Annotated in this window: 15 protein-coding genes; 9 read left to right on the top strand and 6 right to left on the bottom strand. The window is 56.1% G+C overall.

Annotated features, from left to right (window positions below):
• Positions 1-8: 8 nt before the first annotated feature.
• Complete coding sequence (locus tag HVA01_RS00070) at positions 9-2,129, top strand: methyl-accepting chemotaxis protein (RefSeq protein WP_146872438.1); 2,121 nt, start codon at positions 9-11, stop codon at positions 2,127-2,129.
• 2 nt (positions 2,130-2,131) lie between these two features.
• On the opposite strand, the gene HVA01_RS00065 is transcribed toward HVA01_RS00070, so the two are convergent.
• Positions 2,132-3,058, bottom strand: a complete 927-nt coding sequence (locus HVA01_RS00065) for a LysR family transcriptional regulator (protein WP_146872437.1) — start codon at positions 3,056-3,058, stop codon at positions 2,132-2,134.
• A gap of 180 nt (positions 3,059-3,238) precedes the next feature.
• On the opposite strand from HVA01_RS00065, the gene HVA01_RS00060 reads away from it, so the two are divergent.
• Positions 3,239-4,015, top strand: a complete 777-nt coding sequence (locus HVA01_RS00060; RefSeq protein WP_146872436.1) for a ferredoxin--NADP reductase — start codon at positions 3,239-3,241, stop codon at positions 4,013-4,015.
• 310 nt (positions 4,016-4,325) lie between these two features.
• Here HVA01_RS00060 and glnK read toward each other — a convergent pair whose 3' ends face one another.
• The 3 genes from glnK to HVA01_RS00045 form a co-directional block, all read right to left on the bottom strand.
• Positions 4,326-4,664 (bottom strand): P-II family nitrogen regulator, encoded by a 339-nt coding sequence (gene glnK / locus HVA01_RS00055; RefSeq protein WP_146872435.1) that lies wholly within the window; start codon positions 4,662-4,664, stop codon positions 4,326-4,328.
• A 202-nt stretch (positions 4,665-4,866) separates the two neighbouring features.
• A complete protein-coding gene (locus HVA01_RS00050; protein WP_146872434.1) occupies positions 4,867-6,114 on the bottom strand; it encodes an ammonium transporter AmtB in 1,248 nt (415 codons plus the stop codon).
• 101 nt (positions 6,115-6,215) lie between these two features.
• Complete coding sequence (locus HVA01_RS00045; RefSeq protein ID WP_146872433.1) at positions 6,216-6,554, bottom strand: P-II family nitrogen regulator; 339 nt, start codon at positions 6,552-6,554, stop codon at positions 6,216-6,218.
• Positions 6,555-6,900: 346 nt separating this feature from the next.
• On the opposite strand from HVA01_RS00045, the gene HVA01_RS00040 reads away from it, so the two are divergent.
• The 4 genes from HVA01_RS00040 (at position 6,901) to HVA01_RS00025 (ending at position 12,022) form a co-directional block, all read left to right on the top strand.
• Entirely contained in the window at positions 6,901-7,284 is a 384-nt protein-coding gene (locus tag HVA01_RS00040; protein WP_146872432.1) for an accessory factor UbiK family protein, read from the top strand.
• Positions 7,285-7,648: 364 nt separating this feature from the next.
• Positions 7,649-8,647 (top strand): helix-turn-helix transcriptional regulator, encoded by a 999-nt coding sequence (locus HVA01_RS00035; protein ID WP_146872431.1) that lies wholly within the window; start codon positions 7,649-7,651, stop codon positions 8,645-8,647.
• Positions 8,648-8,807: 160 nt separating this feature from the next.
• Positions 8,808-10,943 (top strand): TonB-dependent siderophore receptor, encoded by a 2,136-nt coding sequence (locus HVA01_RS00030; protein ID WP_146872430.1) that lies wholly within the window; start codon positions 8,808-8,810, stop codon positions 10,941-10,943.
• Between the two features lie 191 nt (positions 10,944-11,134).
• Positions 11,135-12,022, top strand: coding sequence for an ABC transporter substrate-binding protein (locus HVA01_RS00025; RefSeq protein ID WP_146872429.1), 888 nt, complete (start codon positions 11,135-11,137; stop codon positions 12,020-12,022).
• A gap of 53 nt (positions 12,023-12,075) precedes the next feature.
• Here the strand turns inward: HVA01_RS00025 and HVA01_RS00020 are convergent, their stop codons facing one another.
• Together HVA01_RS00020 and HVA01_RS00015 are read right to left on the bottom strand one after the other, a co-directional pair.
• Positions 12,076-12,573, bottom strand: coding sequence for a type II toxin-antitoxin system YhaV family toxin (locus HVA01_RS00020; protein ID WP_146872428.1), 498 nt, complete (start codon positions 12,571-12,573; stop codon positions 12,076-12,078).
• Complete coding sequence (locus tag HVA01_RS00015; protein ID WP_146872427.1) at positions 12,570-12,905, bottom strand: type II toxin-antitoxin system PrlF family antitoxin; 336 nt, start codon at positions 12,903-12,905, stop codon at positions 12,570-12,572. The genes HVA01_RS00020 and HVA01_RS00015 overlap by 4 nt, the downstream gene beginning before the upstream one ends.
• An 85-nt stretch (positions 12,906-12,990) precedes the next feature.
• Between HVA01_RS00015 and HVA01_RS00010 the strand changes: the two genes are divergently transcribed.
• From HVA01_RS00010 to HVA01_RS17350, 3 genes are all read left to right on the top strand, one after another.
• Positions 12,991-14,622 carry a YifB family Mg chelatase-like AAA ATPase gene (locus tag HVA01_RS00010; protein WP_371860112.1) on the top strand — a complete coding sequence of 544 codons (1,632 nt, stop codon included), beginning with the start codon at positions 12,991-12,993 and terminating at the stop codon, positions 14,620-14,622.
• Between the two features lie 587 nt (positions 14,623-15,209).
• Positions 15,210-17,333, top strand: a complete 2,124-nt coding sequence (locus tag HVA01_RS00005; protein ID WP_146872425.1) for a putative bifunctional diguanylate cyclase/phosphodiesterase — start codon at positions 15,210-15,212, stop codon at positions 17,331-17,333.
• A gap of 108 nt (positions 17,334-17,441) precedes the next feature.
• Entirely contained in the window at positions 17,442-17,594 is a 153-nt protein-coding gene (locus HVA01_RS17350) for a hypothetical protein (protein ID WP_170243430.1), read from the top strand.
• The last annotated feature ends 50 nt before the right edge of the window (positions 17,595-17,644 follow it).

Genomic DNA, 17,644 nt, shown 5'->3' with positions numbered 1-17,644 from the left:
CAACAATAATGAACTTTAAGTCCGTCCGCACCCTCATTGCCACGCTGGTCGGTGGCTGCATCCTGCTGGTTGTCGCTGCACTGGTCATCTATTCGGTGATTGCCAACGCCCGCTCACAGGCACTGGTAGAAAGTCAGACTAGTGAGTTGCTCGAACGCAACATCGAAGCACGCCTTGCGGCTATCGCATCAGCCCAGACCAAAGAAATCAAAGGGGAACTCGAACACGCTTTGACGCTTGCCACTAGCCTGGCCAACACCAATGCCATGTTAGGCCAGGAGGGCGAAGACGGGCAGCCTTTAATGACCATGAGTCGCCACGAGCTTTCGATGCTTGTGCGCCAAACCGTTGTTGATAATAGCGAGCTGCTTGATGCCTTTATTGGCTGGGAGCCCAACGCCTTTGGCAATGATGCGCTCTATACAGGGCGTGAAGATCAAGGCTATGGCCCCGATGGTCGCTTTATGCCGTGGTGGTACCGCACCGAAAGCGGTGATATTGAGGTCTTGGCGCTAGGCAGTGACATGGAAAACCAAGAGCGTGATGCCGACGGCATTCGGCGCGGGGAATATTATCTATGCACTAAAGAAACGAAGCGTAGCTGTGTTGTCGACCCACACCTGTACGACTACAACGGCGAGACTTTACTGGTTACTTCGTTTAATGCACCCATTCTGGTAGACAATGAGTTTCGCGGCAGCGCCGGTGTTGATCTGTCTGTCGAGTTCATTCAAGGGTTGCTGGAAGAGGCTAATCAGTCACTCTACGACGGTGCAGGGGAAATCGCGCTGATCGCCTCTCAAGGGGCCTTGGCCGCTTATACCAGCGCACCTGAACTGCTAGGTAAGCACGCTGAAAATGTGCTGGAGGCTGACCTCCAGGCTGGCATCGCTCAAGCTCAGCAAGGGGAGAGAGTGCGCAGGCTAGACACCGAGCAGGGTATGACCGAACTTTACTGGCCCTTCTCCATTGATGAGAGTGGCAACCCCTGGGTGTTGATAATTCGACTGCCTGAAAGCGCCGTGCTTGCAGGACTTAATGACTTACAAGCGCAAATGGAAAACCAGCGCGAGGCCTCGACACTGGGTATGATTGGCATGGGCCTGGTTATCGCCTTTCTGGGCCTGATTGCCAGCTGGCTACTGGGGAGCAGCATCTCGCGCCCGCTGAAACAACTGGCTGATCGCATGCGTGATATCGCCTCAGGGGATGGCGACTTAACCCAGCGTCTACCGGTGCGGGGACGTGACGAAGGGGCTGAGTTGGCGATTCAGTTCAATGCATTTGCGGTCAAGATCCACGATGTACTGGTTGACGTGCGCACCAGCAGCGAATCCGTTCACCATGCGGCTAACGAAATTGCCATGGGCGGCCAGGATTTATCCCGGCGTACCGAGAACGCCGCCGCTAGCCTGCAGCAAACGTCTTCTGCAATGGAAGAGATCAGCAGCACCGTTAGCCACACCACACAGGCATCCCAAGAGGCCAGCGGGCTTTCCCAAACCGCCTCGCAGCTAGCCTCGCGTACCGACACCGCGTTTGAGCAGGTGGTGGCTACGATGGACGATATTCGCGACACCTCCAGCGAAATTCAAACCATCGTCACGGTCATCGACGGCATCGCTTTTCAAACCAACCTGCTTGCGCTCAATGCCTCTGTTGAAGCGGCACGCGCGGGCGAGCATGGCCGCGGTTTCGCAGTGGTGGCCGATGAAGTCCGTCAGCTTGCCTCGCGCAGCAGTGAGGCGGCGAAAGACATTCGCCAGCGCATTGAAGCATCGGCAAGCAAGGTAGAAAGCGGTACTAACATCGTTCGCAATGCCGAAACGGCAATGCGTGAACTGGCCGATAGCGTCACCCGAGTAACCCAGATGCTGGGCGATATCAGCACCGCCGCCAGCGAACAAAGCGATGGGATCGGCCAGGTGAGCATTGCGGTGTCAGACTTAGATCAAATGACCCAGCAAAACGCCGCGCTAGTGGAAGAGTCGACCACCGCCGCCGAGCAGTTAAAAGATCAGGCAAATCGGCTGGCCGCCCTGGTAGGCGGGTTCACGCTGGAAGCCACGAACGGCAGCAATGTCGCCGCAGCGCCCGCGCTTGAAGCCCCGGCGCGCATACGCGGCTAATGCTAGGGAATCGGCGGCAGCGGGATATCATCGCTGCGTTTGGCCCCGGCGGTCATCTCACGGCACAGGCGCAAAAACTCGCGTACGCCGGTAGTGAGGTATTTATGCCGGTGCCAGATAAACGTGAACTGGCGCTTTAAATCCAACTCCGGCGTGGGCAGCGGCACCAAGCTGCCGCGCCGGAAGGCATCGCGCAGGGCCAGGCGTGAGACACAGCCAATGCCCACCCCTGACTCCACGGCGCGCTTAATCCCCTCGGTGTGCTCAAGCTCCAGCAGGGTATTGAACCGGCTGCGGCGGTGGCGGGCGGCGTGTTCAAGGGTCATCCGCGTGCCAGAACCCTCCTCACGCATAATCCAGTCTTCGCGCAGCAGCTGATCAAGCTCCAGGTGCTCACGGCCGGCCAGCGGGTGGCGCGGCGAGCAAAACACGCACAGCTCATCTTCCACCCACGGCTGGCTAATGATCATATCGTCGTCGCACAGCCCTTCAATCAGCCCTAAATCCAGCGAGTGTTGACGCACCCCTTCGATAATATGCCGCGTATTGCGCACCGCCAAGCGTACCCGGCTGCCAGGGTGAAGCTGCATAAAGTCACTGATGAGCAGCGTGGCCAGGTAGTTACCAATGGTCAGCGTGGCGCCCACATCCAACGACCCCACCCCTTTCTGGCCGCGCAAAAGCTCTTCGATCTCTTCGCCACGGTCAAGCAACGCCACCGCTTTGGGCAGCAGCTGAAAGCCCAGTGCGTTGAGCTTCAAACGCTTGCCGATCCGGTCGAGTAGCTGGCAATCGAACTGCCGCTCAAGCTCGGCCAGCGCCGTGCTGGTCGCCGACTGCGACATGGCCAGCGCCCGCGCCGCCTGGGAGACGCTCTCATGTTGGGCAACCGCAACAAAGACTTCCAACTGGCGCAGGGTGTAGTGCATAGCGTCTGACCTTTATTTGATCTATATCTATTTTTCAGATAACTGTTATCAATATAATTCGCTTAACAGATATACCACCCTTTGCTTAGACTTGTCGGCAACATATTTAAATTTTTTTATTCTTTTTAATAATATGCACGATGCGATCTGGCACCAGCGTCGTCTAATGGGAGAAATAGTATGAGTAAGTTTGCTCTGGAAGAAGTCCTCAGCGTACATCACTGGAACGACACCTTGTTCAGCTTCCGGACTACCCGCGAGCGCAGCCTGCGCTTCAAAACCGGTCAGTTTGTGATGATCGGCCTGGAAGTAAACGGTAAGCCGCTGATGCGCGCTTACTCGATTGCCAGCCCTAACTATGAAGACCACCTTGAGTTTTTCAGTATCAAGGTGCCGGACGGCCCGCTCACTTCACGCCTTCAACACCTGAAAGTGGGCGACCACATTATGGTCAGCCGCAAGCCCACCGGCACGCTGGTATGCGACGACCTACTGCCCGGCCGCAACCTCTATATGCTCTCCACCGGTACCGGCCTGGCACCGTTTATGAGCCTGATTCAGGATCCTGAAGTCTACGAGCGCTTCGAGAAAGTCGTGCTGGTGCACGGCGTGCGGGAAGTCTCTGAGCTGGCTTACGCCGACTTCATCACCAAAGAGCTGCCAGCCCATGAGTACCTGGGTGAAGACATCGCTGAAAAGCTGGTTTACTACCCCACCGTTACCCGTGAAGAGTTCCACACCATGGGCCGCCTGACCGACCATATCCGTTCGGGCAAGCTGTTTGAAGACACCGGCCTGCCGCCCATCGACCCGCGCCAAGATCGCGCGATGATCTGTGGTAGCCCCGCCATGCTTGACGACACCAGCGCCTTGCTAGACGAGCTAGGGTTGAATATTTCGCCACGCATGGGCGAGCCGGGCGACTACGTGATTGAACGTGCCTTTGTCGAGAAGTGAGGCGTCATGCAAAGCCCCTGCTGGAGATGATCCGCAGGGGCTTTGTGCTACTTATCCCTTACAGCTCTTTGTAGTTTCATGTGGATTTATATTTTGTACCTCATGTTTCAGAGTGAAACCACTAAGTAAGCTATCAATATTGTGGGAGGGCGCTTCTAGCGCGCGAAGGGTGCTGAAAGCACCCCTTAGGTTAAGCTGGCTAGGTGCCTGAACATTCGCGAGCTGAAGCTCCCTCCCACAGGTTTAGTTATCTGCCTAGCGGAGATAACTCCACACTGAGTAACGAAGAGCCCCCTTACAATTCACAAATTTAAACCGCGTCTTTGCCTGTTTCGCCGGTACGGATACGAATGACCTGCTCCAGCGGCATAACGAAGATTTTGCCATCGCCGATCTTACCGGTGTTAGCCACCTGGGTAATGGCATCAATAACCTTCTCGACCATGTCATCGTCAACGGCCACTTCCAGCTTCACCTTGGGCAGGAAATCCACGACATATTCAGCACCGCGATACAGCTCGGTGTGGCCTTTCTGGCGCCCAAAGCCTTTCACTTCTGTCACCGTAATACCCTGTACGCCAATATCGGACAGCGACTCGCGCACATCGTCGAGCTTAAACGGCTTGATAATAGCGGTAATTAATTTCATGGCGATATCCTCTAACGGGGTGGCTGTAATGGGGTCGGGCTACAACGACGGCTTGTCGCAACCGAGGACCGCTAACCACCAGCATACACCGCTATTGGCAGAGAAGAAAAAAGCCTCCCCCGAAGGGAAGGCTAGGAAGTGCAAGCTTGTTCTTTAACGTTGCATGACGTTTTGATACCAAGCTTTATTTTTGCGGTCGAACTTACTTTTTAATACCAAACTCAGGGTAAGCCTCAAGACCGCACTCAGCGATATCGACACCTTCATACTCGTCTTCTTCGCTAACCCGGACGCCCATGATAGCTTTCAGGATTAACCATACCACCAGGCTTGCCAGGAAGACCCAGGCGAAGATACCGGCGATACCGATGATCTGAGCACCAAACGATGCGTCGGCATTATTCAATGGCACCGCCAGCACGCCCCAGATACCCACAACACCGTGTACCGAGATGGCGCCCACCGGATCGTCCAGCTTCACTTTATCGAGGGTGACGATGGCCGCCACTACGATGATGCCACCAATCGCGCCAATAATGGCAGCGCTCAGCGCCGAAGGAGAAAGCGGATCAGCGGTAATCGCGACAAGCCCTGCCAGCGCACCGTTCAACGCCATAGTGAGATCGGCTTTACGGAACCACAGCTTGGCTAGAATCAGCGCGGCAATCACGCCACCCGCCGCCGCGGCATTGGTATTAACGAAGACTTGCGCCACATTATTGGCAGAGCCAATATCCGACATTTTCAGCTCAGAGCCACCGTTAAAGCCAAACCAACCCATCCACAGGATGAACGTACCCAGCGTGGCCAGCGGCATGTTGGCACCTGGAATCGCGTGGATAGAGCCATCTTTACCGTATTTGCCTTTACGTGGGCCCAGCACGATTACACCCGCTAGCGCCGCAGCTGCACCGGCCATATGGACAATGCCCGAACCGGCATAGTCAGAGTAGCCCACTGCAGACAACCAGCCGCCGCCCCACGTCCAGTAGCCGGACACCGGGTAGATAACCGCGGTCATAACCACGGCGAAGGCCAGGAATGCCCACAGTTTCATACGCTCAGCCACCGCACCTGACACAATCGACATGGCGGTTGCGACAAACACGACCTGGAAGAAGAAATCAGAGCGCATGGAGTAGTAGGGGGCGTCATCGCCGCCTGCGGTCACTGCATCAACGCTGTTTTCAGCGCCAATCAGGAAACCCAGGTTGGGCAGGAAGCCGCCCGCGCTGCTGGAGTACATGATGTAGTAGCCCACCAGCAGATACATGGTGCAGGCGATCGCAAACAGCGCAATATTCTTGGTAAGGATTTCAGCGGTGTTTTTGGAGCGGACTAAGCCTGCTTCTAACATGGAGAAGCCAGCGGCCATCCACATGACAAGCACGCCGCAAATTAGAAAGTAGAACGTATCGAGCGCGTAGCTCAGATCAGCTAACTCATTCATAAAGTGTTCCCCGTTATACTATGAGAAGTTATACGTAAGACGTTATACGTAAAGACTGTTCAGCCAGCCCTGGTACAATCGCATCAGTTACGTGGCATCAGCTATACGGCGTCAGCGCCGCGTTCACCGGTACGAATACGGATCACGTCTTCAAGCGGCGTCACAAACACCTTGCCGTCGCCAATCTTGCCGCTGTTGGCAGCGTTACAGATCGCATCCAATACGCTCTCTAATCGGGTATCGTCTACGGCGACTTCGACTTTCACCTTGGGCAGAAAGTCGACCACATATTCTGCACCGCGATATAGCTCGGTATGCCCTTTCTGACGACCAAAGCCTTTGACTTCGGTAACCGTAATGCCCTGCACGCCGTTATCGGCTAATGCCTCACGAACATCGTCGAGCTTGAATGGCTTGATGATAGCGGTGATGAGTTTCATCCCGGATCTCCCTGCTGGATAAGTCCTGCTGATTAGTAGCGGCATTGCCGCCAGAATAAGCGCCTGAACCGTTAATGCGCATACTGTGCCAGCTGTATTTTTTTACTTAAAATTCAATTAATTAATATTAAAAAACGCAATTTAGTGGCGGCGGTTATAGGCAAAATTACCTTCATATCACGGCCAACGCACCAAAAAAGAGCGCAACTAAAAGTTGGGTGCTCCATTTCGATGCAAGCCATGGCCAGCGCAGTAATTGCCATTGATGCATGCGAAGTCGCCAACTGTTGCGTATCCTTAAGGGTAAGCAGATCATTTTCTATGCGTGACCACTTAGGAGAGAGCCATGGCGCCTCAAGACCGCATCAGCCGACTGGCCCAACAGATTGGCGACCGTTTACAGCACGCGTCTCAAACCCCGGAAGACATTCAAAAGGGCGTACAGCAGGTCGTACGCGGCGCCTTCGATCGCCTTGAACTTGTCTCACGCGAAGATTTCGATATTTTGATGGATGTGCTGCAGCGCACGCGTTCGCGGGTAGAGACGCTGGAGCGCCAAGTCGCCAACCTTGAAGCCGCCGTTGAAGCTTCTACGGCACCTGCCGCCACACCGATGGAAGCAGAAGTACCGCCGGTGCCCGACCAACATGAGCCGGAGCCGGACTCTGACTCTGACTCTGACTCTGACTCTGACTCTGACTCTGAAGAAGAGAACCATAAGCCCACTTAACGCTCCAGCTTTATGAGCAGTAGCAGCAACAGGGCGATGGCCCGTTGCTGCACTCACCATACCAACAGCAACACACTATCAATAAATACGAATCACTATCGTTGACTTTGTATTTTTCGATGTTACTCTCCGCCGTTTAATTCCCAACAGGTTGCGGATTGCTCACTATGTGCGCCCTGCCTTTTTCAACATCGTCTTGCTTAATGCCTGGGCTGATTAGCCCCGGTCTGCTGCTGGGTTTCTCCAACGGCGCACCAATGATGGGCATAACATGCGTGCCGTGGGCGCACTTACACCCTGAACGGGTCAATGGCCTGTTAGCTAGCCGCTGACAGGTACTCAAAGTGAGATATTGAGAATGAGAATGGCGACCCCCGATTCGATAGCGCCATCTTGCGAACCCCTGAGCACCCACGACCTGCTGGCTATTGGTCAGCGCTTCGGGATCGACTACCGCTTTCCCGAGGCGCCTGACCGCGCCCAGTCAGCGCCTTACATTGCCCGCGGGCGGGTAATGGACGTTGAGATCGACCCCACTCTACGGGTGACACACTCGGATCTTGACGTCCTGCACCCTTATGCCTCCACCTCCCGGCGTGCTGCGCCATGGTTTCTCAGCGTGATACTCGAGGGGCGTATCCAGGTGGGGCTTGGTCGCCAATCGTTCCAGTTGCAGGCCGGCGACGCCTTCAGTGCGCACTTCAACGAACAGACCGGGCTCGACGTCTTCCAGCCCGCGCCACAACGCTTGCGCATCCTCAACGTCTCGATTCTCGCCAGCAGCGGATCCCACTCTTTCTTACCCGCTACCGGTTCGCCTATCAAGGTGGCGCCACCGTCAGCGCCAGTGCTGCATACCTGGCAGGTGCCTCCGCTTCTTCGCCATAGTCTCGAAGCGGCACTGGCGTCGAACTGGCCAGCAGAGCGGCAGCGCCTGTTATGGCAGGGCCTCGCGCTCCAACTACTCGCTCACGGGCTACCCGACGCCTGCCTCGAGCCCAGCGACGAAGGGCAAGCGGTAGGCCAACCGCTGGGGCTCTCGCATCGCGACCACCAACGCCTGGAACGCTTGCGCCAGCAGCTCGAAGAGCATCCCTGCCAGGCGTATCGGCTGGAGCAGTTGGCCCGCAATGCGGCCATGAGCCCCAGTAGCCTACGCAGCAAGTTCCAGCGCTGTTACGGCTGCTCGATCTTCGACTACCTACGCCGCTGCCGCCTGGCCCAGGCACAGGCGTACTTACGCAAAGGGTATAGCGTGCAGCAAACCGCCCACGCCTGTGGCTATCAACACGCCACCAATTTTGCTACCGCCTTTAAGCGCGCCTTCGGCATCGCGCCCCATGAAGTGCTTAACCGTCATTAAAAGCTGCAGGGTGTTTTTTTGCAGCGATAAGTTCCTCTGTAGGAGGCTTTTTGGCATGGCGCATACGCCTTTTGTCATTGCACATACCTTTTATAACCAAATAGGCGCAATAATTCTCATTAACACATTGGTTAATTGATTCTTATTGCAGGTGCTACCCATGTTCACTCCCCATCACCGCTTTCTACCCTCTGCGCTGTTTTTACGCTCACCCATCAGCGCCGCCGTTATCGCCGTTCTGGCGGTATCACCGCTGCACGCCCAAGAGCTGCACGTCCAAAAAAGAGCCGAGCTGGATACCGTTACGGTGACTGCGCAGCAGGCCGCCACCAAGGTGGAAACCCCCTTTATCGAAACGCCCCAGAGCGTCTCCACCATTACCCGGGAGCAGATGGATAACCGCGGGGTAGACACCGTGCAACGCGCCACCGACTACACGCCGGGTGTCTACAGCAACCAAATTGGCGCCTCCAACCGCTTCGATTACCTGGTACTGCGCGGATTTTCTGACGGCAGTCTGAGCAATACCTTTCTGGATGGCCTAAAGGTCATGGGCGATGCCAATTCCCATAGCAGCATGCGCGTTGACCCTTGGTTCTTGGAGAGCATTGAAGTGGTACGCGGCCCCGCCTCGGTGCTCTATGGCCGCGCTTCCCCTGGCGGAGTGGTGGCTCTGAACAGTAAGCGTCCTGAGTTTGAGCAGGGCGGTGAGCTGCGTTTCCGGATCGGTAATAACAACCAGCGCAGCGCCGCATTTGACCTCACCGGGCCGATTGGCGCAGAGCAGCGGTTGGCCTTCCGCCTGACCGGGATTGCCAGCGCCGCGGATACCCAGTTTGGCCCGGCAGAAGAAGAGCGCTACGCCATTGCGCCACGCCTCACCTGGGATATGACCGACGACACCAGCCTCACCGTGGAGGCGTATCTGCAGGATGAGCCGGAAGGCGGCTACCACTCCGGCGTCCCCTATGAAGGGGCCGTAGTCGCCCACAATGGCCGCAAAATCAGCAATAACTTCTTCGATGGCGAAGAGGATTACGATACCTATGAGCGCACCCAGCGCATGCTTGGCTACACCCTGGAGCACCGCTTTAACGACCAGGTGACCGGCCGTCAGTTGATGCGCTACCTCAATTCTGACGTAGTGCTCAATCAGGTCTACGGCTTTGGCTGGACGTCACCGGAATCTAACGAGCTCACCCGTTACTATTCCGGCAGCGATGAGTCACTACAAGCCTGGACGCTCGATAACCAGTTAGAAGCCAACATCAGCAGCGGCTTTATGGATCACACGCTGCTTTTTGGTGCAGATTACCAGCAGCGGGAAAACGATGTGTCGTGGCCTTCGGGGTATTTCCCGTCGATCAATGCGTTTAACCCTGTTTATGGCAGCGACCCCATCGAGTTTTACGCCCCCGTGCGTGAACGCCATGAGATCGACCAGACCGGCGTCTATCTGCAAGATCAGATCGCCCTCGATAACTGGCGCTTCACCCTCGGCGGCCGCTACGACTGGGTGAATATCGACAATACCAACCGCGATAGCGGTGGCACCAGCTCCCTCAGCGACACCCAGTTCAGTGGCCGCGCCGGGGTGGTCTACCTGTTTGATAATGGCCTCGCGCCCTACCTGAGCTACTCCACCGCCTTCACCCCCACCAGCTTCGTGGATGCGAATGGTGATCTGCTGTCCCCGATGGAAGGCGAACAGTGGGAAACCGGGGTTAAATACCAGCCTAACGGTAGCCAAAACCAATACAGCGCGGCGCTGTTTCATATCAGCCAGGAGAACGTTGCCACCAAGGAGCAGCCCACCGACCCCTACCGCGCCGTGGGGGAGATCGAATCCCAGGGGCTGGAGCTGGAAGCCCAAACCCAGCTAACGGATACCCTCTCGCTGCAGGCGGGCTACAGCTTCACCGATATCACCTACGCCAAAAGCGACGACGGCAACCAAGGTAATAACGCCATTTACTCCCCACGCCATCAAGTACAGCTCTGGGGCCGCTACAAGGCTAACGACGGCTGGCTAAACGGCGTGGATATGGGTGTCGGCGTCCGCCACTATGCGGATATCGCCGCTGACCGGGCCAACACTGAAACCGTGCCTGACTACACCCTGGTCGATGCCACTATTGGTTACGACCTCAGCCAACTCGGCGTTGAAGGGGTCGAGACACGCTTAAACGTGAACAACCTGCTGGATAAAGAGTACGTAGCTTCCTGCAACTCGCTGGAGTACTGCTACTTTGGCGCTGAGCGCGGCGTGACCGCCAGCGTCCACTACCGTTTCTAAACGCTCGTGCTAGAAAGCTGGCAGCCTAAATAATCGCGAGCTAAAGCTCCCTCCCACTGGAGCCACTATCGGGCTGACAGAGGTCACTCCACACGCAGCGGTAAAGAGCCTTTTTCTTGAATAGAGGTTTGCAAACAATAAATATTATCGTTTAAATACAGCTCTTATTTTTCGGATGGCCTCTCACAACCATGCGCCACACCAACCCGTTCTCTTTGCTCGCCCGCTGCGGGCTGTTTGCCGTTTGTATGCTGCACCTGTCAACCGCCCAGGCCCAGTGGGCCACGGTGGACTGGACGATCGCCGAAACCTTGCTGGCCATTGACGCACCGGTCAGCAGCGTCGCCCAGCAGAGCGCCTACCACGAGTGGGTGGGCGAGCCGCGTATTCCTGATAGCGTGAGCGATATGGGGCTGCGCTCCCAGCCCAACTTGGAGCTACTGGCCCAGGAGCCGCCACAGCAAACGCTGATTTCGCCCATGTTTGCGGGTTTAACACCGCGCTTGGAGAAAATTGCCCCGGTCACCTCTTTCTCGCTCTACTCTCCCGGCGTTGACACCTGGCAAGAAATGCAAACCCGAACCCGCGAACTAGGCGAGTTAACCGAGTACCAGCCCCAGGCAGAGCAGCTTATTGAAGAGACCCAAGCCTTGATGGCTACGCTGCGCGAATCCCGTCCCCTCTCACAGTCCGAAATCGCGCCGCTGCTGATGGTGCAGTTTATGGATGCCCGCCATGTGCGGGTGTTTGGGGAGAACAGCTTATACAATGCCGTGCTGGAGCAGCTCGACCTTCCCAATGCCTGGGGCCAAGCCACCAATGCCTGGGGATTTTCCCTGGTAGGGGTTGAAGCGCTGGCGCGCTACCCCGAGGCAATGCTGGTGATCATCGACCCGCTGCCCGCCGGGGTCGAAGAGCAGTTGGCAAAAAGCGGCCTGTGGCAACAGCTCCCCAGCGTCAAAAACGACAGGCTCGTGCGCCTCCCGCCGGTATGGAGCTTTGGCGCGCTGCCCTCCGCCCAACGTTTTGCCCGGAAACTGGCTGGGGCGCTGGAGGCAGCGCCAGTGGTTAGCAACTAGGGCAGTGGGATGTGGAGCCTACAAAACAATAGCGCTCTCACATCATGCCTCCATTAGTGTTCATCACTATCAGCCGCAAAGAGCGTATCGATGCGTTCAACTTCTCTCATTGAGGCTTCCCGTAAGGCTTTCCAGCTGTCTGGTGGATTACCACTTCTGAGCATTTTCTGAAAGACAGTGTACGCATCATGCTTACTGTCGTAAGCGCGCTTCGTAGCGTCATCATTGACCCACGCGTAAATAATGATTTTGCTCGCAGCATCGTAACGAAAGAACAGCCGGTACTGTTGGTAGAACTTTGCTCGTTGCCAGTGTGTATGCTCTGTGCCCAGCGTGTTCCCTTGGCGGTATTGAGTGCTTGATGGATCCTGCGGGATATCATGCAAAGCCAGCTTCATGATCGCTGCCAGGCGCTTGGTGGCCGCCTTATTGCGATAACCGGCAGGATCTTTCGATTGAAGATGTCTCACCTTCACGGTGAGAGCTTCGACTTGTGCCAGGAACAGCGGATGGGCATAGATCGTCCAGCCGTTAACCTCCAGAGGCTTCATTCGTCGTCATCATCCTCTTCCAGAGCCTCTTCGAGGTCTACCTCAATACCTGCGGTAAGCCGTTCGGCCTCGGCAAAGCTACTGGCAGTTATCGGGCGAATATTTTCTGGATGCGCCAGAAGATCACGCTCCAGAAAATTAAGGAAGTTGACCATCACAGGGTCATGTTTGGCCTCATCACTGGCCCGGGAAAGCACCACTTCACCATCTGGACGCACGGTATAATGGATACGATCTCGGCGTTTCAGCTTTAGCGCCCGGCGAATCGATGCCGGAACAGTCGTTTGATAGCGATCCGTCAGAGTTGAGTCGTCTTCGATAAGCGTGCTCACTGTCGCTCCCCGCTTGATAGCAATGCAAAGGTAATGCATACAAAGTTAATGCAAGCGCATTACCTCGTCAAGCCGTCTCCGCTACTTGAACCGGTTGCTTAAGCGCTACCAAAGCGTTCTTAAGTACGGTATTTTAAGCACTTACGCTAAAGTAGTTTTCGCTTACTTTGAGGTCAAAGCTTCTAGCAACCAACAGCGAGGGAACGCAATGACGCTAGCCATTGTCGCCACGCGCGCAGGCGTAGGTTTAGATGCACCGGCGGTGCATGTTGAAGTACATCTGGCTAATGGCTTGCCGGGCCTTACGCTGGTGGGCTTGCCGGAAACGGCGGTAAAAGAGAGCCGCGAACGGGTGCGTAGCGCGCTCGTCAATGCGGGCTTTGATTTTCCCAATACGCGACGTATCACGTTAAACCTTGCCCCCGCTGATCTGCCCAAAGAGGGTGGCCGTTTCGACCTGCCCATTGCCTTGGGTATTCTCGCCGCCTCGGGGCAAATCCCGGTGGAGGCGTTAGAAGGCATGGAGTGTGCGGGTGAGCTAGCCCTGGACGGCAAGCTGCGTGCCGTGCCGGGAATACTGCCTTTTGCGCTGGCCACACGGCGGGCGAAAAAAGCGCTGATCATACCCCGCGACTGCGCCGATGAAGCGGCATTAGCGGGTGATTTGCCTGTGCTGCCCGCCGACAGCCTCTGGCAAGTCGTCGCCCACCTGCTCGGCCAGGAGAAGATCCCTCCGCACAAGCTAAGTGCCTCGGTGAAAAACACTACCCCGGTGGATGATCTTGCCGATGTACGTGGCCAGCAGCAAGCGCGGCGGGCGTTGGAAGTCGCTGCGGCTGGGGGCCATAATCTGTTGTTTGCTGGCCCACCCGGTACCGGCAAAACCATGCTGGCCAGCCGACTACCCGGGATACTGCCGCCACTTTCCGAAGAAGATGCCCTGGAAGTTGCCGCCGTGCGCTCGGTTTGCGGATTACCGCTGGAAGCCGACTGGGGTAAAAGGCCGTTTAGGCAACCCCACCACAGTGCCAGTGCAGCAGCACTGGTAGGCGGCGGCTCAAAACCCAAACCCGGCGAAATTTCACTTGCCCACCGCGGCGTGCTGTTTTTGGATGAGCTGCCGGAGTTTTCCCGCAGCGTGTTAGAGGTCCTTCGCCAACCACTGGAAACAGGCGAAATACATTTAGCTCGCGCCAGCCATGAGCGCCGTTACCCAGCCCGCTTTCAATTAGTCGCCGCGATGAACCCCTGCCCGTGTGGGCATTTAGGCGACCCCCGCCAGCGCTGTCAGTGCACCGCCAGTCAAATCCAACGCTACCAAGCGCGGCTTTCCGGCCCACTACTAGACCGCATCGACCTCCAGGTGGAAGTCCCCGCGCTGCCGCCAGAACAACTTACCGCGCAAACCCAAGGCGAATCATCAGCAGCCGTTCGCGAGCGAGTAGTGGCGGCCCGGGAACGCCAAATGGCCCGAGGTGCGCTGAACAGCCAGCTGAGCGGCAAAGCCCTCGAAGCCGCCTGCGCGCTTAATGATGAAGAGCGCGCCTGGCTGGCAGGCGTGCTAGAAAAGCTCAAGCTCTCCGCCCGCGCCTACCACCGTGTGCTACGCGTCGCTCTAACGCTCGCCGACCTGCAGGGTGCTCCCAAACCTACCCAACCGCACCTCATTGAAGCGATTGGCTACCGGCAGTTGGATCGTATGCTAAAGGGCGCTTAGCGCTGGGTGGTCAGCACTGGTATCCCTATCTGATCATGGATATCTACAGTCGCAACATCATCGCCTGGGAAGCCCATGATGCGGCATCAGGCGAGTTAGCGAAACAGCGGCTGGAACGCGCCTTACTACGAGAAGGATGCTGGCATCAGACCCCGGTGTTGCACTCGGATAACGGCGCCGATGACGTCTTATACGCTTAAAGCAAGGTTAACCGAGCTGGGGATGTTGATGTCTTACAGTCGACCGAGAGTGAGCAATGACAACCCTTACTCGGATGTGAATAATTGAAAGCCGGTAATCCCCTCTTGAGCCTGGCGCTGCCGCCGGTTTTCCCGGGAATTCAACGCCGAGATTGTCGCCCAATGTTTGGAACCCGGTGCGTCGGTTTCATTGGACCACTACATACACACCCAAAATCACCACTGCGACTCGTTCTGCAATCAGCCTGTTCCAACTCGATATCGGATTTTGATGTGTATACGCCAATGACCTATTCTCAATAGCGGGTCGTTGGGGTAAGACGAGCCTAGGCTCCTGGTTGTGAATGGACCAGACTGAAACTCTCCAGCGAATAAGGGACTTTGGTTATGAAGCTTGCTCAATTCATCCAGACGAAAATGGAGCAACTGCTCGAAGATTGGGAAGAAGCCGCGCTGAAAATTGCGCCAGAACTGAAGGGCGAAGATAGCCGCGCCCTAAGGGACCACGCCCGTGAGATGCTGGATTTCATCATCGAAGATCTCTTGACCTCACAGACCACAGACGAGTCGGCTCGCAAAGCGCTAGGCAAACACAAAGCCCCTGGCTTGGGCTTCGATGAAGGGCATGGTAGGGACCGTTTCAGGCAGGGCTTGTCCACACTTCAGATGATACAGGAACTCCGGGCCTTGCGGGCGCGGGTAACCAAAGCCTGGGGCGACGAGCAGCAGGGCCTCACCACAAAAGACATCAATGAACTGGTGCGATTCAACGAGGCCGTCGACGAGTTGATTGTCCACTCGGTGTCGAGTTACTCAACGCGCAAAGAACAGGAAACACGCCTGTTCCAAACCATGCTGAAAGCCTCCCCCGATCCCGCCACCATATTCGATCCCGATGGCAAGCTCTTGACTCTCAATACGGCGATGGCCGATCTGATCAATGCGCCGCACCAGGAAGTCATTGATAAAACCCCCATTGAGCTGGGTCTGGACTTTGCCACAGCGCTTCAGGACGAAATCACCACAACCGTTACAACCCGCCAGTCCCAGCGTATGGAATTTTGCTGCCATTCACCCTCAGGCCGTGAATTGTACTTTGACTGTCAACTTGTCCCGGTTATCAACGACCAGAACGAAGTTGAAGCTGTCATTACGACGTCGCGAGACATCACTGAGCGTAAACAGACTGAATATCAGGTCTGGCGAAGCGCCAATTTTGATTCGCTCACTGGCGTCCCCAATCGGCAGCTGTTCTTCGATCGGCTTGAGCAGACCGTGCTGGAGGTCGAGCGAAAGGGCAGCTCCTTTGCTTTGTTATTCATTGACCTGGACCACTTCAAGCAAGCCAACGACCAGCTCGGCCACGAGGCCGGTGACCGGCTTTTGGCGCAGGTGGCCGAACGGATAAGCACTGGGATCCGGGCCATGGACACCGTGGCCCGTCTTGGCGGAGACGAATTCACCCTAATTCTGAAAGAATCCGGTAGACATGGTGCGAAGGAAGTTGCCGAGACACTTCTGAGCAGCCTCGAACAGCCGTTTGACGTTGATGGTCAACGGGTACACATTTCGGGCAGTATCGGCCTGACTCTTTTCCCCGATGACGCCAAGGATCTCGACCAGCTAATGCACAAAGCCGATCAGGCCATGTACGCCGCCAAGGAGCATGGAGGCCAACAGGTTCAGGTCTACGAGCCCTGGATGGCGCAGATCGAATCGGAGCATATGCGGTTGAACGGGGAGCTGAATGATGCCCTCAAGGAAAACCAACTGGAGGTTTACTACCAGCCTATAATCGATATCCCCACTGGAGCCATATCCGGCGCAGAAGCTTTGCTCCGATGGTATCACCCAAACAAGGGACTGTTGACTCCGGCCACTTTTCTCGGCATCACTGAACAAAGCACCATGAGGGACAAGATCAACGCCTACGTCCTGGAGCAGGCGGCGAGCTGCTCGCTCCGGTGGCCCGATCTCGATGGCGAGCCCTTTCCGATCAACATCAACGAATCACCAGCCTCCTTTGTTACCCGTAGCCTTGTGGACCAATGGCGAGCGCGGCTGACACACATTGGTCTCGGTGACAGCCGGATCACCATGGAACTGAGTCCGGCCTCCCTTAACAACATTCGTGCCTTCGGGTTCAGTCCAGCCGAGAACTTCAGTTCGGCAGGTTTGCGGCTACGCCTAGCAATCGACGACTTTGGAATCGAACCATTCTCCCTGAAGGCTCTTCAGGAGTTCGGGCTGGACAGTGTCAAGGTAGACAGAAAACTGATCAAGGACGCCGGCCAGGGTGGCGATGCCGACCGCATGCTGGAAGCCATCATCGCCATGGCTCACGCGATAAACGTCCGAGTGGTTGGAGTGGGCGTTGAAAAGGATGAACAATTGCAATTCCTCTCCCAAGCCGGCTGCGACTATGCTCAGGGGTTCCTGTTCTCCCAGCCTCTTCGCCAGGATGATTTCGAGGCATTGCTAAAACAGGATCGCCAGACAAAGCCTTCTTAAAGACGTTCGGCTCAAGATGGAGTCACCGGCTTTCAATTACACACAAATCATCAATCATAAGAGCTTCCGCTTGATTAGTTAGTCGGAGGCTGTTTAAATTTTCCCTTTGTGACCATTGAAAACGTGGAGCGTGTCGATGAAAGCACCATCATTGTCGCCAACGACAATAACTACCCTTTCTCAATTGGCCGCCAACAAGGACGCGCTGACGATAATGAGCTAATACTGCTCAATGTGGAGGACTTCCTGAACACTGAGTAGCGAGCATAAGCATGTACTAGAGGGTTAAAACCACCGAATAACTCCCCTAA

The sequence above is a fragment of the Halovibrio variabilis genome (assembly GCF_007991175.1).
Lineage (GTDB): Bacteria > Pseudomonadota > Gammaproteobacteria > Pseudomonadales > Halomonadaceae > Vreelandella > Vreelandella variabilis.
The sequence above is the reverse complement of the archived record's forward strand: the minus strand, read 5'-3'. Positions and strand labels throughout refer to the sequence as shown.